General features: G+C 69.8%; 16 protein-coding genes and 1 tRNA gene. 13 read left to right on the top strand and 4 right to left on the bottom strand.

The window, feature by feature from the left end:
* The first annotated feature begins 24 nt into the window (after nucleotides 1-24).
* Both PKE78_RS08875 and PKE78_RS08870 read left to right on the top strand, forming a co-directional pair.
* Nucleotides 25-561 carry a class I SAM-dependent DNA methyltransferase gene (locus PKE78_RS08875; protein WP_271200508.1) on the top strand — a complete coding sequence of 179 codons (537 nt, stop codon included), beginning with the start codon at nucleotides 25-27 and terminating at the stop codon, nucleotides 559-561.
* A complete protein-coding gene (locus PKE78_RS08870; RefSeq protein WP_271200507.1) occupies nucleotides 558-1364 on the top strand; it encodes a glycosyltransferase family 2 protein in 807 nt (268 codons plus the stop codon). The genes PKE78_RS08875 and PKE78_RS08870 overlap by 4 nt, the downstream gene beginning before the upstream one ends.
* A gap of 80 nt (nucleotides 1365-1444) precedes the next feature.
* Here PKE78_RS08870 and PKE78_RS08865 read toward each other — a convergent pair.
* Nucleotides 1445-1520 (bottom strand) — tRNA-Ala (locus PKE78_RS08865).
* Nucleotides 1521-1693: 173 nt separating this feature from the next.
* Nucleotides 1694-2308: a TIGR02300 family protein gene (locus PKE78_RS08860; protein WP_309299099.1), complete on the bottom strand. Its 615-nt coding sequence runs from the start codon at nucleotides 2306-2308 to the stop codon at nucleotides 1694-1696.
* Here PKE78_RS08860 and aroA point away from each other — a divergent pair.
* The 11 genes from aroA (at nucleotide 2278) to PKE78_RS08805 (ending at nucleotide 12446) form a co-directional block, all read left to right on the top strand.
* Nucleotides 2278-3630, top strand: a complete 1353-nt coding sequence (gene aroA / locus PKE78_RS08855) for a 3-phosphoshikimate 1-carboxyvinyltransferase (protein ID WP_271200506.1) — start codon at nucleotides 2278-2280, stop codon at nucleotides 3628-3630. The genes PKE78_RS08860 and aroA overlap by 31 nt on opposite strands.
* The gene (cmk, locus tag PKE78_RS08850; RefSeq protein ID WP_271200505.1) at nucleotides 3627-4262 is read left to right on the top strand and encodes a (d)CMP kinase; all 636 of its coding nucleotides are present in this window, start codon (nucleotides 3627-3629) and stop codon (nucleotides 4260-4262) included. Before aroA ends, cmk begins: the two co-directional genes overlap by 4 nt.
* 262 nt (nucleotides 4263-4524) lie before the next feature.
* On the top strand, nucleotides 4525-6234 hold the full coding sequence (rpsA, locus tag PKE78_RS08845; protein ID WP_271200504.1) for a 30S ribosomal protein S1: 1710 nt from the start codon (nucleotides 4525-4527) through the stop codon (nucleotides 6232-6234).
* A gap of 165 nt (nucleotides 6235-6399) precedes the next feature.
* A complete protein-coding gene (sppA, locus tag PKE78_RS08840) occupies nucleotides 6400-7365 on the top strand; it encodes a signal peptide peptidase SppA (RefSeq protein WP_271200503.1) in 966 nt (321 codons plus the stop codon).
* Nucleotides 7366-7379: 14 nt separating this feature from the next.
* A complete protein-coding gene (gene ihfB, locus PKE78_RS08835; RefSeq protein WP_487349013.1) occupies nucleotides 7380-7739 on the top strand; it encodes an integration host factor subunit beta in 360 nt (119 codons plus the stop codon).
* Nucleotides 7736-8092, top strand: a complete 357-nt coding sequence (locus PKE78_RS08830; protein ID WP_271200501.1) for a LapA family protein — start codon at nucleotides 7736-7738, stop codon at nucleotides 8090-8092. The genes ihfB and PKE78_RS08830 overlap by 4 nt, the downstream gene beginning before the upstream one ends.
* Nucleotides 8093-8183: 91 nt before the next feature.
* A complete protein-coding gene (locus tag PKE78_RS08825; protein WP_271200500.1) occupies nucleotides 8184-8756 on the top strand; it encodes an NnrU family protein in 573 nt (190 codons plus the stop codon).
* A gap of 123 nt (nucleotides 8757-8879) precedes the next feature.
* Nucleotides 8880-9542 (top strand): tetratricopeptide repeat protein, encoded by a 663-nt coding sequence (locus PKE78_RS08820; RefSeq protein WP_271200499.1) that lies wholly within the window; start codon nucleotides 8880-8882, stop codon nucleotides 9540-9542.
* Between the two features lie 49 nt (nucleotides 9543-9591).
* Entirely contained in the window at nucleotides 9592-9783 is a 192-nt protein-coding gene (locus tag PKE78_RS08815; protein ID WP_271200498.1) for a hypothetical protein, read from the top strand.
* Nucleotides 9784-9841: 58 nt separating this feature from the next.
* The gene (der, locus tag PKE78_RS08810; protein WP_271200497.1) at nucleotides 9842-11209 is read left to right on the top strand and encodes a ribosome biogenesis GTPase Der; all 1368 of its coding nucleotides are present in this window, start codon (nucleotides 9842-9844) and stop codon (nucleotides 11207-11209) included.
* 7 nt (nucleotides 11210-11216) lie between these two features.
* Nucleotides 11217-12446, top strand: a complete 1230-nt coding sequence (locus PKE78_RS08805) for a polysaccharide pyruvyl transferase family protein (protein ID WP_271200496.1) — start codon at nucleotides 11217-11219, stop codon at nucleotides 12444-12446.
* Nucleotides 12447-12453: 7 nt separating this feature from the next.
* Here PKE78_RS08805 and PKE78_RS08800 read toward each other — a convergent pair whose 3' ends face one another.
* Together PKE78_RS08800 and purF are read right to left on the bottom strand one after the other, a co-directional pair.
* Complete coding sequence (locus tag PKE78_RS08800; protein ID WP_271200495.1) at nucleotides 12454-13203, bottom strand: SDR family NAD(P)-dependent oxidoreductase; 750 nt, start codon at nucleotides 13201-13203, stop codon at nucleotides 12454-12456.
* Between the two features lie 140 nt (nucleotides 13204-13343).
* On the bottom strand, nucleotides 13344-14831 hold the full coding sequence (gene purF / locus PKE78_RS08795) for an amidophosphoribosyltransferase (RefSeq protein WP_271200962.1): 1488 nt from the start codon (nucleotides 14829-14831) through the stop codon (nucleotides 13344-13346).
* Between the last annotated feature and the right edge of the window lie 66 nt (nucleotides 14832-14897).

Raw genomic sequence — 14897 nt, 5'->3', positions numbered from 1 at the left:
CTGCCTTCCGGCTACTTCGAGGGCATGTTCGTCGCGAATCCAGACCCTTGGGGCTTCGAGACCAGCGCCTACGAGGCCGCGAAGTACGACGCCACGATCGCCGCGCTCGGCGGTCGACGCTACCGGTCTGCACTTGAGATCGGTTGCGCGAATGGCGTTCTGACGCGGCGCCTCAATGAGCATGCAGTCGACCTGCTCGCGATCGACGTCAGCGAGACGGCGCTCCGTCTTGCCGTCGCACGCTGCGCGGATTTGGGCGTCCGGTTCGAGCAGCGCGCTTTTCCTGGCGCGGCTCCACAAGGCCGGTTCGATCTGATCGTGATGTCGGAGGTCGCCTACTATCTCGGCGACGAGGATCTCGCTGCCGCCGGCCGCTGGATCGATCGGGCTCTCGTTCCCTCGGGCGACCTGCTCCTCGTCCACTGGACCGGAGAAACCGACTACCCCCAAACCGCCGACGACGCGGTCGCCAAGCTCGGCGCCGCAATGGTCGCGCCGATTGCTCGCCTGCGGACCGACCGCCACGAAAACTATCGTCTCGACCTGTGGAGGCGCGCATGACGGGCGTCAGCGTCCTGACCCTTGCGCGCGGGCGGACCGAGCATCTGCGCAATCTGGTGGAGGGCCTCGGCCGGTCCGAACGCGCGCCGGACGAGCTGGTGGTCGTCGATATGAACGACGAGCCGCTCGTTTTGGAGGCCCCTAACTTCCCGCTCCGGCTTGTCCGCTTGCCGGGAGAGCGCTTGCCACTCGCCGCCGCTCGGAATCTGGCCGCGAGGCTCTCGACCGGCGCACGGCTCCTGTTCCTCGACGCCGACTGCATCCCGTCGCGCGCGCTCCTCGGCGCCGTCGACCAGGTTCTGAGAGAACGGGACGGCGTCGTCTGCCCCGAGGTGCTTTATCTCGGACCGGACGACGCCCGCGGCGATTGGACCGAGCGGGATCTGGTGGCCGCCGGGCGCCCGCACGAAGCTCGGCGTTTTCCGGAAAGCGGCCTCCGGATCGTATCCAATCCCGGCCTGTTCTGGTCGCTCGCCTTCGGGGTGCGGCGCGAAACGTTCGAAGCGCTCGGCGGTTTCGACGAGACCTTCGTCGGCTATGGCGGCGAAGACACCGATTTTGGATTCCGCGCCGAAACGAAGCGCGTTCCGCTCCTGTTCATGGGTGAAGCGCGCGCGTTCCATCAGCATCACCCGGTCAGCGATCCGCCGTTCGAGCATCTCGCCGACATCGTCCGCAACGCGGAGGTGTTTCGCCGGAAATGGGGGCGCTGGCCGATGGAAGGATGGCTCGCGGCGTTCGAGCGCGCAGGCGCGATTCGACTCGGCGACGGCACGATCGAGATCGTCCAAGAGGCCGCCTAGCGAGCCGCCCGCCCGCTAAGTCGCGTGGCAGACCGGACCGATCGTCCAGTCTGAACGCTCCCAGGTTCGCAGGGAGTGATTGGTGGAGCCAGGCGGAATCGAACCGCCGACCTCTTGAATGCCATTCAAGCGCTCTCCCAACTGAGCTATGGCCCCACCGGGGGACGGTCTCCTTGGTCCGGCGCTGTTGGGAACAGTCGCGCCGGGGAGACCGGACAGTCACGCCTTCGCAGTGAAGGCGTCTCGTCCCCAAATCTCGGCGATCCGGGGAAGGTCGCGACCCCGGCGAACCGGGGCGGCGCATCTCAAATCACGTTTCGGGGCGGCGTTCAAGCCTCCTCGTCTTTCTCCCGATCGCCGATGATTTCCGTCACGTCGTTCGGGTCCTCGTCGTCCTCGAGGAACGGTTCGGGGTCGGCGTCGTCGTCCGAATCGACGTCAACGTCCACATCGTCGCCGTCGTCGTCGCCGGACGCCTTCGCCCCGCCGGTCGCCTCGTCGTCGGCGTCCTCCAGCGAGATGGTGTCGGCGTCGTCGACGGCCTCGTCTTCCTCGTCCTTCTTCGGACGCGGGACGGCCTTCTCCGCGGCGACGCGCGAAACCTTCACGACGGGCTCGAACGCCGACGCGGGATAGGCCACGCCGGTGTACGGCGAAACGATCGGATCTTTGTTCAGGTCGTAGAACTTGCGCCCTGTCTCCGGGCACACGCGCTTGACGCCGAGTTCAGGCTTCCCCAAGGCGTTCATCCCATCTGTCGCGAAACGAGGCGGTGGATTGACGTGGGCGGACCGGGCTGTCAAGAGCCAATGCGCGCCGTCCGGCCCCGCCGCCCGGTTCGCATGGCCGGCTCCGCCCGCGCCCGCGGCCCGCGGTCCGCCATCCAACGTCTCGTTCCCGGGGTCCGCCCACCGTGTCCGCCGCCGCCCTATCCCGTCCCGCAACGGCCCGTCGGGCCGGGCCGCTCGCCGGCCGCGTCCGCGCGCCCGGCGACAAGTCGATCTCGCACCGCGCGCTCATTCTCGGGCTGCTCGCGGTCGGCGAAACCCGGATCGAGGGCCTTCTGGAGGGCGAGGACGTGCTCGCCACCGCCCGCGCGGCTGAGGCGCTCGGCGCCGAGGTGGAGCGGCTCGGCGAAGGGAGCTGGCGCGTGCGCGGCGTCGGGGTCGGCGGCCTGCGCGCTCCGGCGGCGCCGCTCGACTTCGGCAACGCGGGCACCGGCTCGCGGCTGATGATGGGGGTCGTGGCCGGACATCCGATCGAGGCGTCGTTCGACGGCGACGCTTCGCTGCGCTCGCGCCCCATGCGGCGCATCCTCGATCCGCTCGCCCTTATGGGCGCCAAGGTCGTCGACGCCGCCGAGGGCGGCCGGCTGCCGCTCACGCTGAAGGGACCGGATCGCGCGCTGCCGATCGCCTACGAGACGCCGGTGCCGTCCGCGCAGGTGAAGTCCGCGGTGCTGCTCGCGGGCCTCAACGCGCCGGGCGTGACGACGGTCGTCGAGCGCGAGGCAACGCGCGACCACACCGAGCGCATGCTGCGCGCCTTCGGCGCCGAGGTGACCGTCGAGCCTCATGGCGCCCATGGCCGGGAGATCAGGCTCGTCGGCCAGCCCGAGCTCAGGCCGGCGGAGGTTCGGGTGCCGGCCGATCCGTCGTCGGCGGCGTTCCCGCTGGTCGCCGCGCTGATCACGCCGGGCTCGGAGGTCACGCTGGAGGGGGTGATGACCAACCCGCTCAGGACCGGCCTCGTGACCACTCTTCTGGAGATGGGCGCCGACATTTCGCTCGAGTACGTGCGCGAGGACGGCGGCGACGAGGTCGCCGATCTCGTCGTCCGCGCCGGCCCTTTGAAGGGCGTAGACGTGCCGCCGGAGCGCGCGCCGACCATGATCGACGAGTATCCGATCCTCGCGGTCGCCGCCGCCTTCGCGGAGGGCGAGACGCGGATGCGCGGGCTGCACGAATTGACCGTCAAGGAGAGCGATCGCCTCGCCGCGGTTCACGCCGGCCTCGTCGCGAACGGGGTCGAGGCCCGCATCGAGGGCGACGACCTCATCGTCCGTGGCGGCGGAGGCCGCGCGCCGGGCGGGGCGGCTGCGGTCGCGACCCATCTCGACCACCGCATCGCGATGAGCTTCCTGGTGATGGGGCTCGCCGCCGAGCGGCCGGTGACCGTGGACGACGCCACTATGATCGCGACCAGCTTCCCGACCTTCTTCGACCTCATGGGCGGCCTCGGCGGCGATCTCGAGGTCGCGCCGTGATCATCGCGATCGACGGGCCGGCGGCGTCCGGCAAGGGCACGCTCGGGCGCCGCATCGCCGCCCATTACGGGCTGCGCCATCTCGACACCGGCCTCCTCTACCGGGCGGTCGCGCTGAAGCTGATCCACCGCGACATGCTCGACGACGCCGACGCCGGCGCGGAGGAGGCCCGCGCGCTCGATCCCGCCTTCCTCGCCGATCCCATGCTGCGGAGCGAGGCGGCGGGCGCCGGCGCCTCGATCGTTTCGGTCTATCCGCAGGTCCGTCAGGCGCTGCTCGAGTTCCAGCGTCGGTTCGCGTCCGAAGCGCCGGGCGCCGTGCTCGACGGGCGGGACATCGGCACGGTGATCTGCCCGGACGCCGACGCCAAGCTGTTCGTCATCGCCTCCGCCGAGGAGCGCGCCCGTCGCCGCGCGCTGGAGCTCCGCGGCCGCGGCGAGGACGTCGACGAAGCGGCGATCCTGGCCGACATCCGCGCCCGCGACCATCGCGACATGAGCCGAGCCAACGCGCCGCTCAAGGCTGCGGACGACGCGGTGACGCTCGACACCACGGCGCTTGACGCCGACGCCGCCTTCGCGGCCGCGGTCGCGATCGTCGACCGCCTCGTCGTGAAGGCGCGAACCGCCTGACATCCGCGCTCCCTCGTTGCGCCGAGACGGCCGATCTGCTAACGAGCCGCGATCCGTTAAGGCGTCACGGCGTTGGAGCGGCCCTCGTCCACGAGCGGCCGTCGCGCAAGGCGCGTTTACGGAGGGGCTCCCCGGCCGCATCCGTCCCGGCGCCGGCCCGTCTCTCTTTCCGGAGAGGCGCGCAACCGGACAGCGGCGGCCCGGAAGCCGATCGTCAACACCAAAGCCGGCGCCTTAGGCCCGAAGACGGGCAGGAGACTTCATGAACGCCACTGCCGCAGCCGCACCCTCGCGCGAAGATTTCGCCGCGCTGCTCGAAGAATCGTTTGCGACCGCCGACATCGCCGAAGGTTCGGTGATCAAGGGCACGATCACCGCGATCGAAAAGGACATGGCCGTCATCGACGTCGGCCTGAAGACCGAGGGCCGCGTCGCGGTCAAGGAGTTCACCGGCCACGGCCGCGAGAACCCGCTCAAGGTCGGCGACGTCGTCGAGGTCTATCTGGAGCGCGTCGAGAACGCGCTCGGCGAAGCCGTGCTGTCGCGCGACAAGGCGCGCCGCGAGGAGAGCTGGGTCAAGCTCGAGCAGGCCTTCAACGACAACCAGAAGGTCGAAGGCGTCATCTTCAACCAGGTCAAGGGCGGCTTCACGGTCGACCTCGAGGGGGCGACCGCCTTCCTGCCGCGCAGCCAGGTCGACATCCGCCCGGTGCGCGACGTCGGCCCGCTCATGGGCACGCCGCAGCCGTTCCAGATCCTCAAGATGGATCGCCGCCGCGGCAACATCGTCGTGTCGCGCCGCACCGTGCTTGAAGAGTCCCGCGCCGAAATGCGCCAGGAGCTGGTCCAGAACCTCGAAGAGGGCCAGGTCATCGAGGGCGTCGTCAAGAACATCACCGACTACGGCGCGTTCGTGGACCTTGGCGGCATCGACGGCCTGCTGCACGTCACCGACATCGCGTGGCGCCGCGTCAATCACCCGACCGAGCTGCTCCAGATCGGGCAGCAGGTGAAGGTGAAGATCATCAAGATCAACCACGAGACCCACCGCATCTCGCTCGGCATGAAGCAGCTGCTGGCCGATCCGTGGCAGGGCATCGAGGCCAAGTACCCGGCGGGCGTGAAGTTCACCGGCCGCGTGACCAACATCACCGACTACGGCGCCTTCGTGGAGCTGGAGCCGGGCATCGAGGGCCTGATCCACGTCTCCGAGATGTCGTGGACCAAGAAGAACGTCCACCCGGGCAAGATCGTCGCCACCTCTCAGGAGGTCGAGGTGATGGTGCTCGAGGTTGATCCGGTGAAGCGCCGCATCTCGCTCGGCCTGAAGCAGACCATGCAGAACCCGTGGGAAGCTTTCGTCGAGAAGTATCCGGTCGGCTCCGAGGTCGAGGGCGAGGTCAAGAACAAAACCGAGTTCGGTCTGTTCCTCGGTCTCGACGGCGACGTCGACGGCATGGTCCACCTGTCGGATCTCGACTGGAACCGTCCGGGCGAGCAGGTCATCGACGAGTTCAAGAAGGGCGACATCGTGCGCGCCCAGGTTCTCGACGTCGACGTCGAGAAGGAGCGCATCTCGCTCGGCGTGAAGCAGCTCGGCGGCGATCCGTTCGTGGACTCGGGCGAGATCCGCAAGAACTCGGTCGTCACCTGCGAGGTGATCGAGGTCAAGGAAGGCGGCCTGGAGGTCAAGATCCAGGACACCGACCTCACGGCCTTCATCCGCCGCGCCGATCTCGCCCGCGACCGCGCCGACCAGCGTCCGGAGCGTTTCGCCGTCGGCGAGAAGTTCGACGCCCGCATCACGCAGTTCGACAAGAAGGCCCACAAGGTCTCCGTGTCGATCAAGGCGCTCGAGATCGCCGAAGAGAAGGAGGCCGTCGCGCAGTACGGCTCGTCCGACAGCGGCGCCTCGCTCGGCGACATCCTCGGGGCCGCGCTCAAGCGGCGCGACGCCGAGAGCGACGACTGATAAGCCCCGCGTCTTCTCTTCGCGGCTCGTCCGCGAAGAGAAAGCGCCCACGCTTGATCCGAAGCCCGCGCGGGAGTTCCGCGCGGGCTTTCGTCGTGTTAGGCCTGTCGGCCCACCGCGCGCCGGTGGCCGCCGACACGACGCTCTGAAGACGGACCGACGCCGATGGCACTCGACACCGAAGCAATTCTCGAGCGTCGCTCGCTTCGGCGCAGACTGGCGTTCTGGCGCGTGGGCGCCGTCGCGATCCTCGGCGTCGCGATCGTGGCTTTCGCGCTCGGACGCGGCGGCGACGGCAAGCCGGGGCCCCGCGAGCCGCATATCGCCAAGGTCGAGCTCTCGGGCGTGATCATGGGCGACGACAAGCGCGACAAGCTTCTGAAGGACCTCGAGAAGAGCGAGGCCCGCGGCGTGCTGCTGATGATCAACAGCCCGGGCGGTGGCGTGACGGCGTCCGAGGACATCTACGACGCGGTCCGCAAGATCGCCGAGAAGCGCCCGGTGGTCGCGGTCGTCGAGACCATGGCGGCGTCGGGCGGCTACATCGCGGCTCTCGCCGCCGACCGCATCGTCGCGCGCCAGACGTCCATCACCGGCTCGATCGGCGTGCTGGCGCAGTATCCGAACTTCACCGGCCTGCTGGAAAAGCTCGGGGTCCAGGTGGAGTCGGTGAAGTCGAGCCCTCTGAAGGCGGCGCCGAGCGGCGTCGAGCCCACGAGCCCGGAGGCGCGCAAGGCGCTCGAAGCCCTGATCCTCGACAGCTACGACTGGTTCAAGGCGATCGTGGCCGATCGACGCAAGCTCGACGGCGTGGCGCTCGCGACGGTCGTCGACGGGCGCGTCTTCACCGGCCGCCAGGCGATCGAACTCAAGCTTGTCGACGAACTCGGCGGCGAGGCGGAGGCGATTGACTGGCTCAAAACCCGGGGCGTCGATCCCGATCTGCCGGTCCGCGAATGGAAGCCGAGAACGGACGGTCTGGAGCGGCTCGGCCTCGCAACGGCCTCGGCGGCGTGGGTTGCGGAGGCGCTTGGGCTTCCGAGCGTCGCCAGCGCGATCCGGACCGCTTATGCAGGCGAGGGGGCCGTCCTTGACGGTCTGCTCGCCATCTGGCAACCTGCCCAGCAATAATTCTTATTTTGCCGATACTTAGGGGTAATGCGTCGTCCTGGAAGGCGGCGCGGGAGGGCTCAATGATCAAGTCCGAATTGGTGGCGAGGATCGCGAGCGTTAATCCGCACCTCTACCAGCGCGATGTCGAGAACATCGTCAACGCGATTCTCGACGAGATCGTCGACGCGCTCGCGCGTGGCGACCGGGTCGAACTGCGCGGCTTCGGGGCCTTCTCGGTGAAGGCGAGACCGGCGCGCGTCGGCCGGAACCCCCGCACCGGAGAGCACGTTTCCGTCGACGGCAAGGTGGTTCCGTTCTTCAAGACGGGAAAGGAGATGCGCGTGCGCCTCAACAAGGACGATCCTGCAGCGGCGGCGGAAGCCTCGGCATGACACTGCGTCGTCTCCTGGCCGGCCTCGTCGGCGTGCCACTCGCGCTGTTCCTCGTGCTGTTCGCCGTGGCGAATCGGCAGTCCGTGCAGATCGGATTCGACCCATTCTCACCGGAGGCGCCGGCGCTGGCCGTCAATCTGCCGCTGTTCGCCGTGATCCTCCTGGCCGTCATGATCGGCGTGCTGGTTGGCGGGGTCGCCGCCTGGGCGCGCCAGGGCAAGTGGCGCAAGGAGGCGCGGTCCAAGCGCGCCGAGGTCGCGCGGCTCGAGACCGAAACCGAGCGCGCTCGCCGCGACGCCGCGGCGGCGCGCAACGCCGTCGCCGCGCTGCCTGCGCCGAAGCGCGCCGCCTGAAACAGGGACGCCGGTTTCATTCGCCGTCGGTCTGGTGTCGCGTGGCCGGCGCCGATAGTCTGGAGCCTCTCCAAACTGGGGTAGGGGCGCCATGATTTTCCTGCTGCTCGGGCTCGCGCTTTTCCTCGGCGGGCACATTTTCACCCGCGCGCGCGGGCGCCGGGCCGAACTCATCGCGCGGCTGGGGGAGAGCGGTTACAAGGGGCTCTACTCGCTGGTGTCGGCGGCCGGGCTCGCGCTCGTTGTCTATGGCTACGCGACCGCGCCTTTCGTTCCGCTCTGGACGCCCCCGGCCTGGACGCGGCACATCCCCATCACGCTGATGCTGCCGGCCTTCATTCTGTTGGTCGCGGCCTACCTGCCCGGTCACATCCGCGCGAAAACGAAGCATCCCATGCTCGCGGCGCTGAAGCTGTGGGCCGCCGGCCATCTTGTCGCCAACGGTGATCTCGCGAGCGTCCTGCTGTTCGGCGGCTTCCTCGCTTATGGCGTCGTCGCCCGCATTCTGATCAAGCGCGAGTCGCGGGCCCATGGCGAGTTGGCGCGCGGCCCGGCGGACGGGCGCAACGACGTGGTCGCGGTGGCGTTGGGGGCGGTCGTCTATGCGCTGTTCGGCGTGTTCCTGCACCCGATCCTGATCGGCGTTCCCGCCTTCACGTTCTAGGACCCGCGTGACGCAAAGGGTTTGCGGCGCCGCCGCCCCGTCGCTATGGTGCGCGCCGCTTGCGCGCCGCGTGATCCCGGCTCGCAAAGTCCCCGCATGACGACTGGATGCGCATAAGAGCCGATGACCGACATCTTCCATGAAGTGCAGGAGGACCTGCGTCGCGAGCGGCTGCAGAGGCTCTGGACGCGGTACGGCTGGCTGATCGTCGCGGTGGCGGTGCTGCTGGTGGCCGCCGCCGGCGGATGGCGGGGCTATGAGTATTGGCAGGCGCGGCAGGCGGAGGCCGCGGGCGATCGGTATCAGGCCGCCGCTCGGCTGGCCGAGGAAGGAAAGGCTGACGAAGCCAAGGCAGCCTTCGCCGAGCTCGCCGCGAACGCGCCGGCGGGCTATCAGGCGCTGGCGCGGCTGCGCGAAGCCGCCGAGGTCGTGAAGTCCGACCCCGCTGCGGCGCTGAAGCTTTACGAGGCGGTGGCGAACGATTCGGCGGCCGACGCACTGCTGCGGGATGCGGCTAGGGTCCGCGCCGGCTATGTGGCGGTGGATCACGCCTCGCGCGACGAGGTCCGGAAGCTGGTCGAGGCTCTCGCCGTCGACAACGGCCCGTGGCGGCAGGCCGCGCGGGAGGTTCTGGGCCTCGCCGCCTACAAGGCCGGCGATCTCGTGGACGCCCGCCGCCAGTTCGAGGCGCTCGTCTCCGATCCGGAAACCGGCCAGGGCGCGCGGCAGCGCGCCGACCTGATGCTGTCGGTGATGCCGGCTGCGGCGGCCGCGCCCGCTAAGTAGGTTCGCGCGCATACGCGTGTGGGTAGGTTCAAACCGGGGAAACGATTACGTGACCGAGCGCTCCAGACTGCTTCTCCGTCTCGCCGTGGTGGCGTCGCTCGCGGGCGCGCTTGGCGGCTGCGAGTCGATCTCAAACCTCAATCCGTTCGGCGAGAAGGAAACGGCCTTGCCGGGCGAGCGCCGGCCGGTGCCGCCGGTCGCGCCGCAACCTCCGGCCACGGTGCCGCAGCCTCTGTCGTAACCGCCTGACGGCCGATCCCCGGCCGCCCGCGGAACGGGCGCCGGGAGGGCGTCGACACGTGACCGAACAAACGCCGCCCGCTTACCCGCTGCCGCTTGTCGCCATCGTCGGCCGGCCAAACGTGGGCAAATCCACGCTGTTCAACCGGCTGGTCGGCAAGCGCCTCGCGCTCGTCGACGATCGCCCGGGCGTGACCCGCGACCGTCGCGAGGGCGAAGGCCGTCTCGGCGATCTCACCTTCCGCATCGTCGACACCGCCGGGCTCGAAAGCGCGGCCGAAGGTTCGCTGGAGGCGCGCATGCGCCAGCAGACCGAGGCCGCGATCGAGGAGGCGGACATCGTGCTGTTCATGACCGACGCCCGCGCCGGCGTGACCGCGGACGACATCCGCTTCGCCGATCTTGTCCGGCGCGCCCATCGCCCGGTGATCCTGCTCGCCAACAAGGCCGAGAGCCGCGCCGGCGTCGCCGGTTCCTACGAGGCCTATTCCCTCGGGCTCGGCGATCCGCTGCCGGTCTCCGCCGAGCATGGCGAGGGCCTTGGCGAGCTCTACGACGCCCTGCGGCCGTTCTTTCCGGAGCCCTCCGACGAAGACGAGGACGAGCCGGGCGAGGACGCGCCGCTGCGCATCGCGATCGTCGGCCGTCCGAACGCGGGCAAGTCGACGCTCGTCAACCGGCTTGTCGGATCGGAGCGCATGCTGACCGGGCCGGAGGCGGGCATCACCCGCGATTCGGTCTCGATCGACTGGGAGTGGAACGACCGCCGCGTGCGGCTCGTCGACACCGCGGGGCTCCGGCGCAAGGCGCGGGTGATCGACAAGCTTGAAAAGCTGTCCGTCGCCGACGCCATCCGCTCGATCAAGTTCGCCGAGGTCGTGGTCGTGCTGCTCGACGCGACGATGCCGTTCGAGAAGCAGGACCTGTCGATCGCCGACCTCGTCGCGCGCGAGGGCAGGGCGCTGGTGATCGCCCTCAACAAGTGGGATCTGGTCGAGAACCGCGGCCAGGCGCAGAAGGACCATCGCGAGGCGCTCGATCGCCTGCTGCCGCAGGTGAAGGGCGCGCAGCTCGTCGCGCTGTCCGGCCAGACCGGCGAGGGCGTCGACCGGCTGATGCAGGCGGTGGCGGCCGCGCATGAGGTCTGGAACCGCCGCGTCTCCACCGCCGCGCTGAACCGCTGGCTCGAGGGCGTGCTCGAGCGGCACCCGCCGCCCGCGGTCGCGGGCAAGCGCATCAAGCTGCGCTACGCCACCCAGCCGAAGGCCCGGCCGCCGTTCTTCGTCATCTTCGGAACCCGCACCGAGGAGCTGCCGGACTCGTACGTCCGCTACCTCGTCAACGGGCTTCGCGAGACCTTCGACCTGCCCGGCGCGCCGATCCGGCTGACCTTCCGCACGCCGGACAACCCTTACGACAAGGGCTGAAGGCGCCGTGTCGAAGCGCACGCCGGCGGAGCGGGCGCAGCGGCTGATCCGGCCGCTGACCGACCTGCTGACGCGCCGGCGCGTGGCGGCCCCGTCGCGGACGAGCGCGGAGCGGCCCGGCCTGCGGGCCGCGGCCTTCGGCTTCTCGACCTACAACATCGGCGACGACATCCAGTCCTACGCGGCGCTGGCGCGGCTGCCGCGGCTCGACGCGCTGATCGCGCGCGACCGCATGGCGATCGAGGCGCTCGACGGCCCCCACCTGACCATCTTCAACTCCTGGTTCAAGCAGGGGCAGGACTACCGGACGCCGCACCCGTCGATCGAGCCGGCGCTGTTCGGCTTCGCGCTCGGCTCCGACGCGTTGATGATGAGCGCGTGGAAGCCGTGGCTTGCGGCGCGCGGTCCGGTTGGCGCCCGAGACCTGGACAGCGCGGAGCTCCTGCGCGCGGCCGGCGTGGCCGCGGATTGGGTCGGGTGCCTGACGCTGTTCATCGGGCGCGGCCTGTCGCCGGTCCCGGAGGACCAGCGGCGCGGCGTGCTGATCGTCGACCTGCCGGATGAGGCGATTGCGGCCCATGTGCCGGCCCATCTCCGCGATGGGGCGGAGGTGATCAGCAACTTCCTGCCGCCGATGACGCAGCAAGACTCGCTGATGCGCTACGCAGCGCTCGCCCGGCTGCTGGAGCGGCTGCGGACCGCGCGGCTGGTGATCACCCGCCGGCTGCATGTGGCGCTGCCCTGCGTCGGCTTCGGCACGCCGGTGGTCGCGCTGCCCGACCGCGGCATATCGAACGCGCTGCGGCGGTTCAGCGGCTTCCGGGATTTTCTGCCGACGGCGTTTCTCGACGATCCCGCGTCGCTCGCCGCGATCGACTGGGACGCCGTGCGCCCGGCCAAGGTTCCAGAGGCGCTGGTCCGGGCTGCCGATCGGCTTGAGAGCGATCTCGCGGCGCGCTTCGGCGTCGTCGCTCCACCGCTCAAGGCTCCGCTCTACGACGGACGGCCGCTGACGTTGCGCAATCCCGGCCTTGGGCCGGAGCCGATGACGGTGACGCTGTCCATGCGCGGCGTCCGGCGCGCATCCCGGGCGGACTGGTGGTCGGCCGAGACGATCGAACTCGATCTGCCTTGGTTCTCAGGCGTCGAGCGCATGATGCTGGACGTGTCCGTCACGCCGCGGCGGAGCGGCGCCGTCCGCCGGATCGGCGCGCTGCCGGACCTGCTGCTGCGCTGACGCGCCGTCACGCCGGCGCGTGGAAGCTCTGCAGGCTGTCGGTCGGGAAGTCGTAGAGCTTGCCGGTCTCGGTCCACTCAGGGCGGCAGAGCGCCACGATCTTCGGCGCGAGGTCTTCGGGCGTCTTCAGGGTCGCCGGATCTTCGCCGGGCATGGCGCGGGCGCGCATGGCGGTGCGCAGCGGGCCGGGACTGACCAGGGTCACCCGCACCGGCGTGTTGGTCCGGGTTTCGGCGGCGTAGGATCGGGCGAGCGCCTCCACGCCGGCCTTGGTGACGGCGTAGGGGCCCCAGTAGGCGCGGTCCTTGTGCACGACGCCGGACGTCAGGAACACGGCGCGTCCGGCGTCCGAGAGCCGCAGCAGCGGGTCGAGCGAGCGGATGAGCCGCCAATTCGCGGTTAAGTTGACCGCAATTGTCTTGTCCCAGTCCTTCGGCTCCACATGGCCGAGCGGCGAGAGCGGCCCGAGCTGGCCGGCGTTGGCCACCAGGATGTCGAGCTTGCCGAAGCGCTGGTAGAGCGCCGCGCCCAGGCGGTCGATGGCGTCGTAGTCGTCGATGGCGAACGGAGCGAGGGTGGCGGAGCCGCCGGCGGCCTTGATGGCGTCGTCGAGCTCTTCAAGCCCGCCTTGCGTCCGCGCGGTCGCGACCACGTGGGCTCCGGCCTCGGCGAGGGCGAGAGCGGCGGCTTTGCCGATGCCGCGGGAGGCGCCGGTGACGACCGCGACGCGGCCGGCGAGAAGCTTTTCAGTCGACATGGGCGTTCGGCGTCCGTCTGCGTATGCGCGGCTCGCCGACCGGGACGTGACGTCTCCCGGTCGGCGAGCCCGGACCCCTTACCGCAAAGGCGCGCCGAAAGACACCGCGCGGGGCGGCTCCAGCCTTGGAAAACCGGTCGTCAGCTCGCCTCGGCGATCAGCGAGAGCTGGCGCGGGGTCTCGCCCGAGCGGTCGGTGAGCAGGGTCGGGTAGTCGCCGGTGAAGCAGTGGTCGGCGAACTGCGGCCGCAGGTCGTCGCGGCCGTCGTAGCCCATGGCGCGGTAGAGCCCGTCGACCGAGAGGAAGGCCAGGCTGTCCGCGCCGATCAGCTCGCGCATCTGCTCCAGCGTGTGGGTCGCGGCGAGCAGCTTCTCCCGCTCCGGAGTGTCTATGCCGTAATAGTCGGAGTACAGGATCGGCGGGCAGGCGAGGCGGAAATGCACCTCCTTGGCGCCGGCGTCATACATCATCTTCACGATCTTTTTCGACGTGGTGCCGCGCACCAGGCTGTCGTCGACCAGCACGACGCGCTTGCCCTCGATCTGGCTGCGGTTGGCGCTGTGCTTCATGCGCACGCCGAGCTCGCGCACGCCTTGGGTCGGCTGGATGAAGGTGCGGCCGACATAGTGGTTGCGGATGATGCCGAGTTCGAACGGCACCCCGCTCTCGCGCGACAGACCGATGGCCGCGGGGACGCCAGAATCCGGCACCGGCACGACGACGTCGGCGTCGGGCATCGATTCGCGCGCGAGCTCCATGCCCATGCGCTTGCGCACCTCGTAGACCGACTGGCCCTGCACCACGCTGTCGGGTCGGGCGAAGTAGACGAACTCGAACACGCAGGGGCGCATCGGCTGCGGCGGGAACGGGCGCAGCGACTGCACGCCCTCGTCGGTGATGACGACGACTTCGCCGTTGTCGATGTCGCGGATGTACTTCGCGCCGATGATGTCGAGCGCGCAGGTCTCGGAGGTCAGGATGTGGCAGCCGTCGAGCTCGCCCAGGATCAGCGGGCGGATGCCGAGCGGATCGCGCGCGCCGATCATCTTCTTGGTGGTCAGGGCGACGAGGGCGTAGGCGCCCTCGATCTCGCGCAGCGCGTTGACGAAGCGGTCGACGATGCGCGGGCGGCGACTCTGGGCGACGAGGTGGAGGATGACCTCGGTGTCGGAGGTCGACTGGCAGATGGCTCCCGCCTTCACCAGTTCGCGGCGCAGCGTCAGCGCGTTGGTGAGGTTGCCGTTGTGCGCCACCGCGAGGCCGCCGGCGTCGAGCTCCGCGAACAGCGGCTGGACGTTGCGGAGAATGGTCTCGCCGGTGGTCGAATAGCGATTGTGGCCGATCGCGGCGCGGCCGGGCAGGCGGCCGATGGTCTTGGCGTCGGAGAAGTGATCGCCGACGAGGCCGAGGCGTTTCTCCGCGTGGAAGCGACCGCCGTCGAAGGAGACGATGCCCGCGGCCTCCTGGCCGCGGTGCTGAAGGGCGTGCAGGCCAAGCGCTGTGAGCGCGGCGGCGTCCGGGTGGCCGAACACGCCGAAGACGCCGCATTCCTCACGCAGCCGGTCGGCGTAAGGATCGAAAACGTCTTCGACGGCGTCCGGCGCGCGCTGGGCGTCGGCGCGCGCCATGCTGGGCTCGCTCATGGTCCGTCTCCCGGAGGCGATTCCGCCGCCTCCACGCCGGCCGCGCGACCC

This window comes from Methylopila turkensis, assembly GCF_027922325.1.
GTDB classification, from domain to species: domain Bacteria; phylum Pseudomonadota; class Alphaproteobacteria; order Rhizobiales; family Methylopilaceae; genus Methylopila; species Methylopila turkensis.
This window is presented reverse-complemented; position numbering and strand designations above follow the sequence as displayed.

Bases quoted from the DNA above. Each gene is read 5' to 3' on its own strand.
- PKE78_RS08875 (WP_271200508.1), top strand. From the start codon at position 25: ATGTTCGTCGCGAATCCAGACCCTTGGGGCTTCGAGACCAGCGCCTAC.
- PKE78_RS08870 (WP_271200507.1), top strand. From the start codon at position 558: ATGACGGGCGTCAGCGTCCTGACCCTTGCGCGCGGGCGGACCGAGCAT.
- rpsA (WP_271200504.1), top strand. From the start codon at position 4,525: ATGAACGCCACTGCCGCAGCCGCACCCTCGCGCGAAGATTTCGCCGCG.
- sppA (WP_271200503.1), top strand. From the start codon at position 6,400: ATGGCACTCGACACCGAAGCAATTCTCGAGCGTCGCTCGCTTCGGCGC.
- PKE78_RS08830 (WP_271200501.1), top strand. From the start codon at position 7,736: ATGACACTGCGTCGTCTCCTGGCCGGCCTCGTCGGCGTGCCACTCGCG.
- PKE78_RS08825 (WP_271200500.1), top strand. From the start codon at position 8,184: ATGATTTTCCTGCTGCTCGGGCTCGCGCTTTTCCTCGGCGGGCACATT.
- PKE78_RS08820 (WP_271200499.1), top strand. From the start codon at position 8,880: ATGACCGACATCTTCCATGAAGTGCAGGAGGACCTGCGTCGCGAGCGG.
- PKE78_RS08800 (WP_271200495.1), bottom strand. From the start codon at position 13,203: ATGTCGACTGAAAAGCTTCTCGCCGGCCGCGTCGCGGTCGTCACCGGC.
- purF (WP_271200962.1), bottom strand. From the start codon at position 14,831: ATGGCGCGCGCCGACGCCCAGCGCGCGCCGGACGCCGTCGAAGACGTT.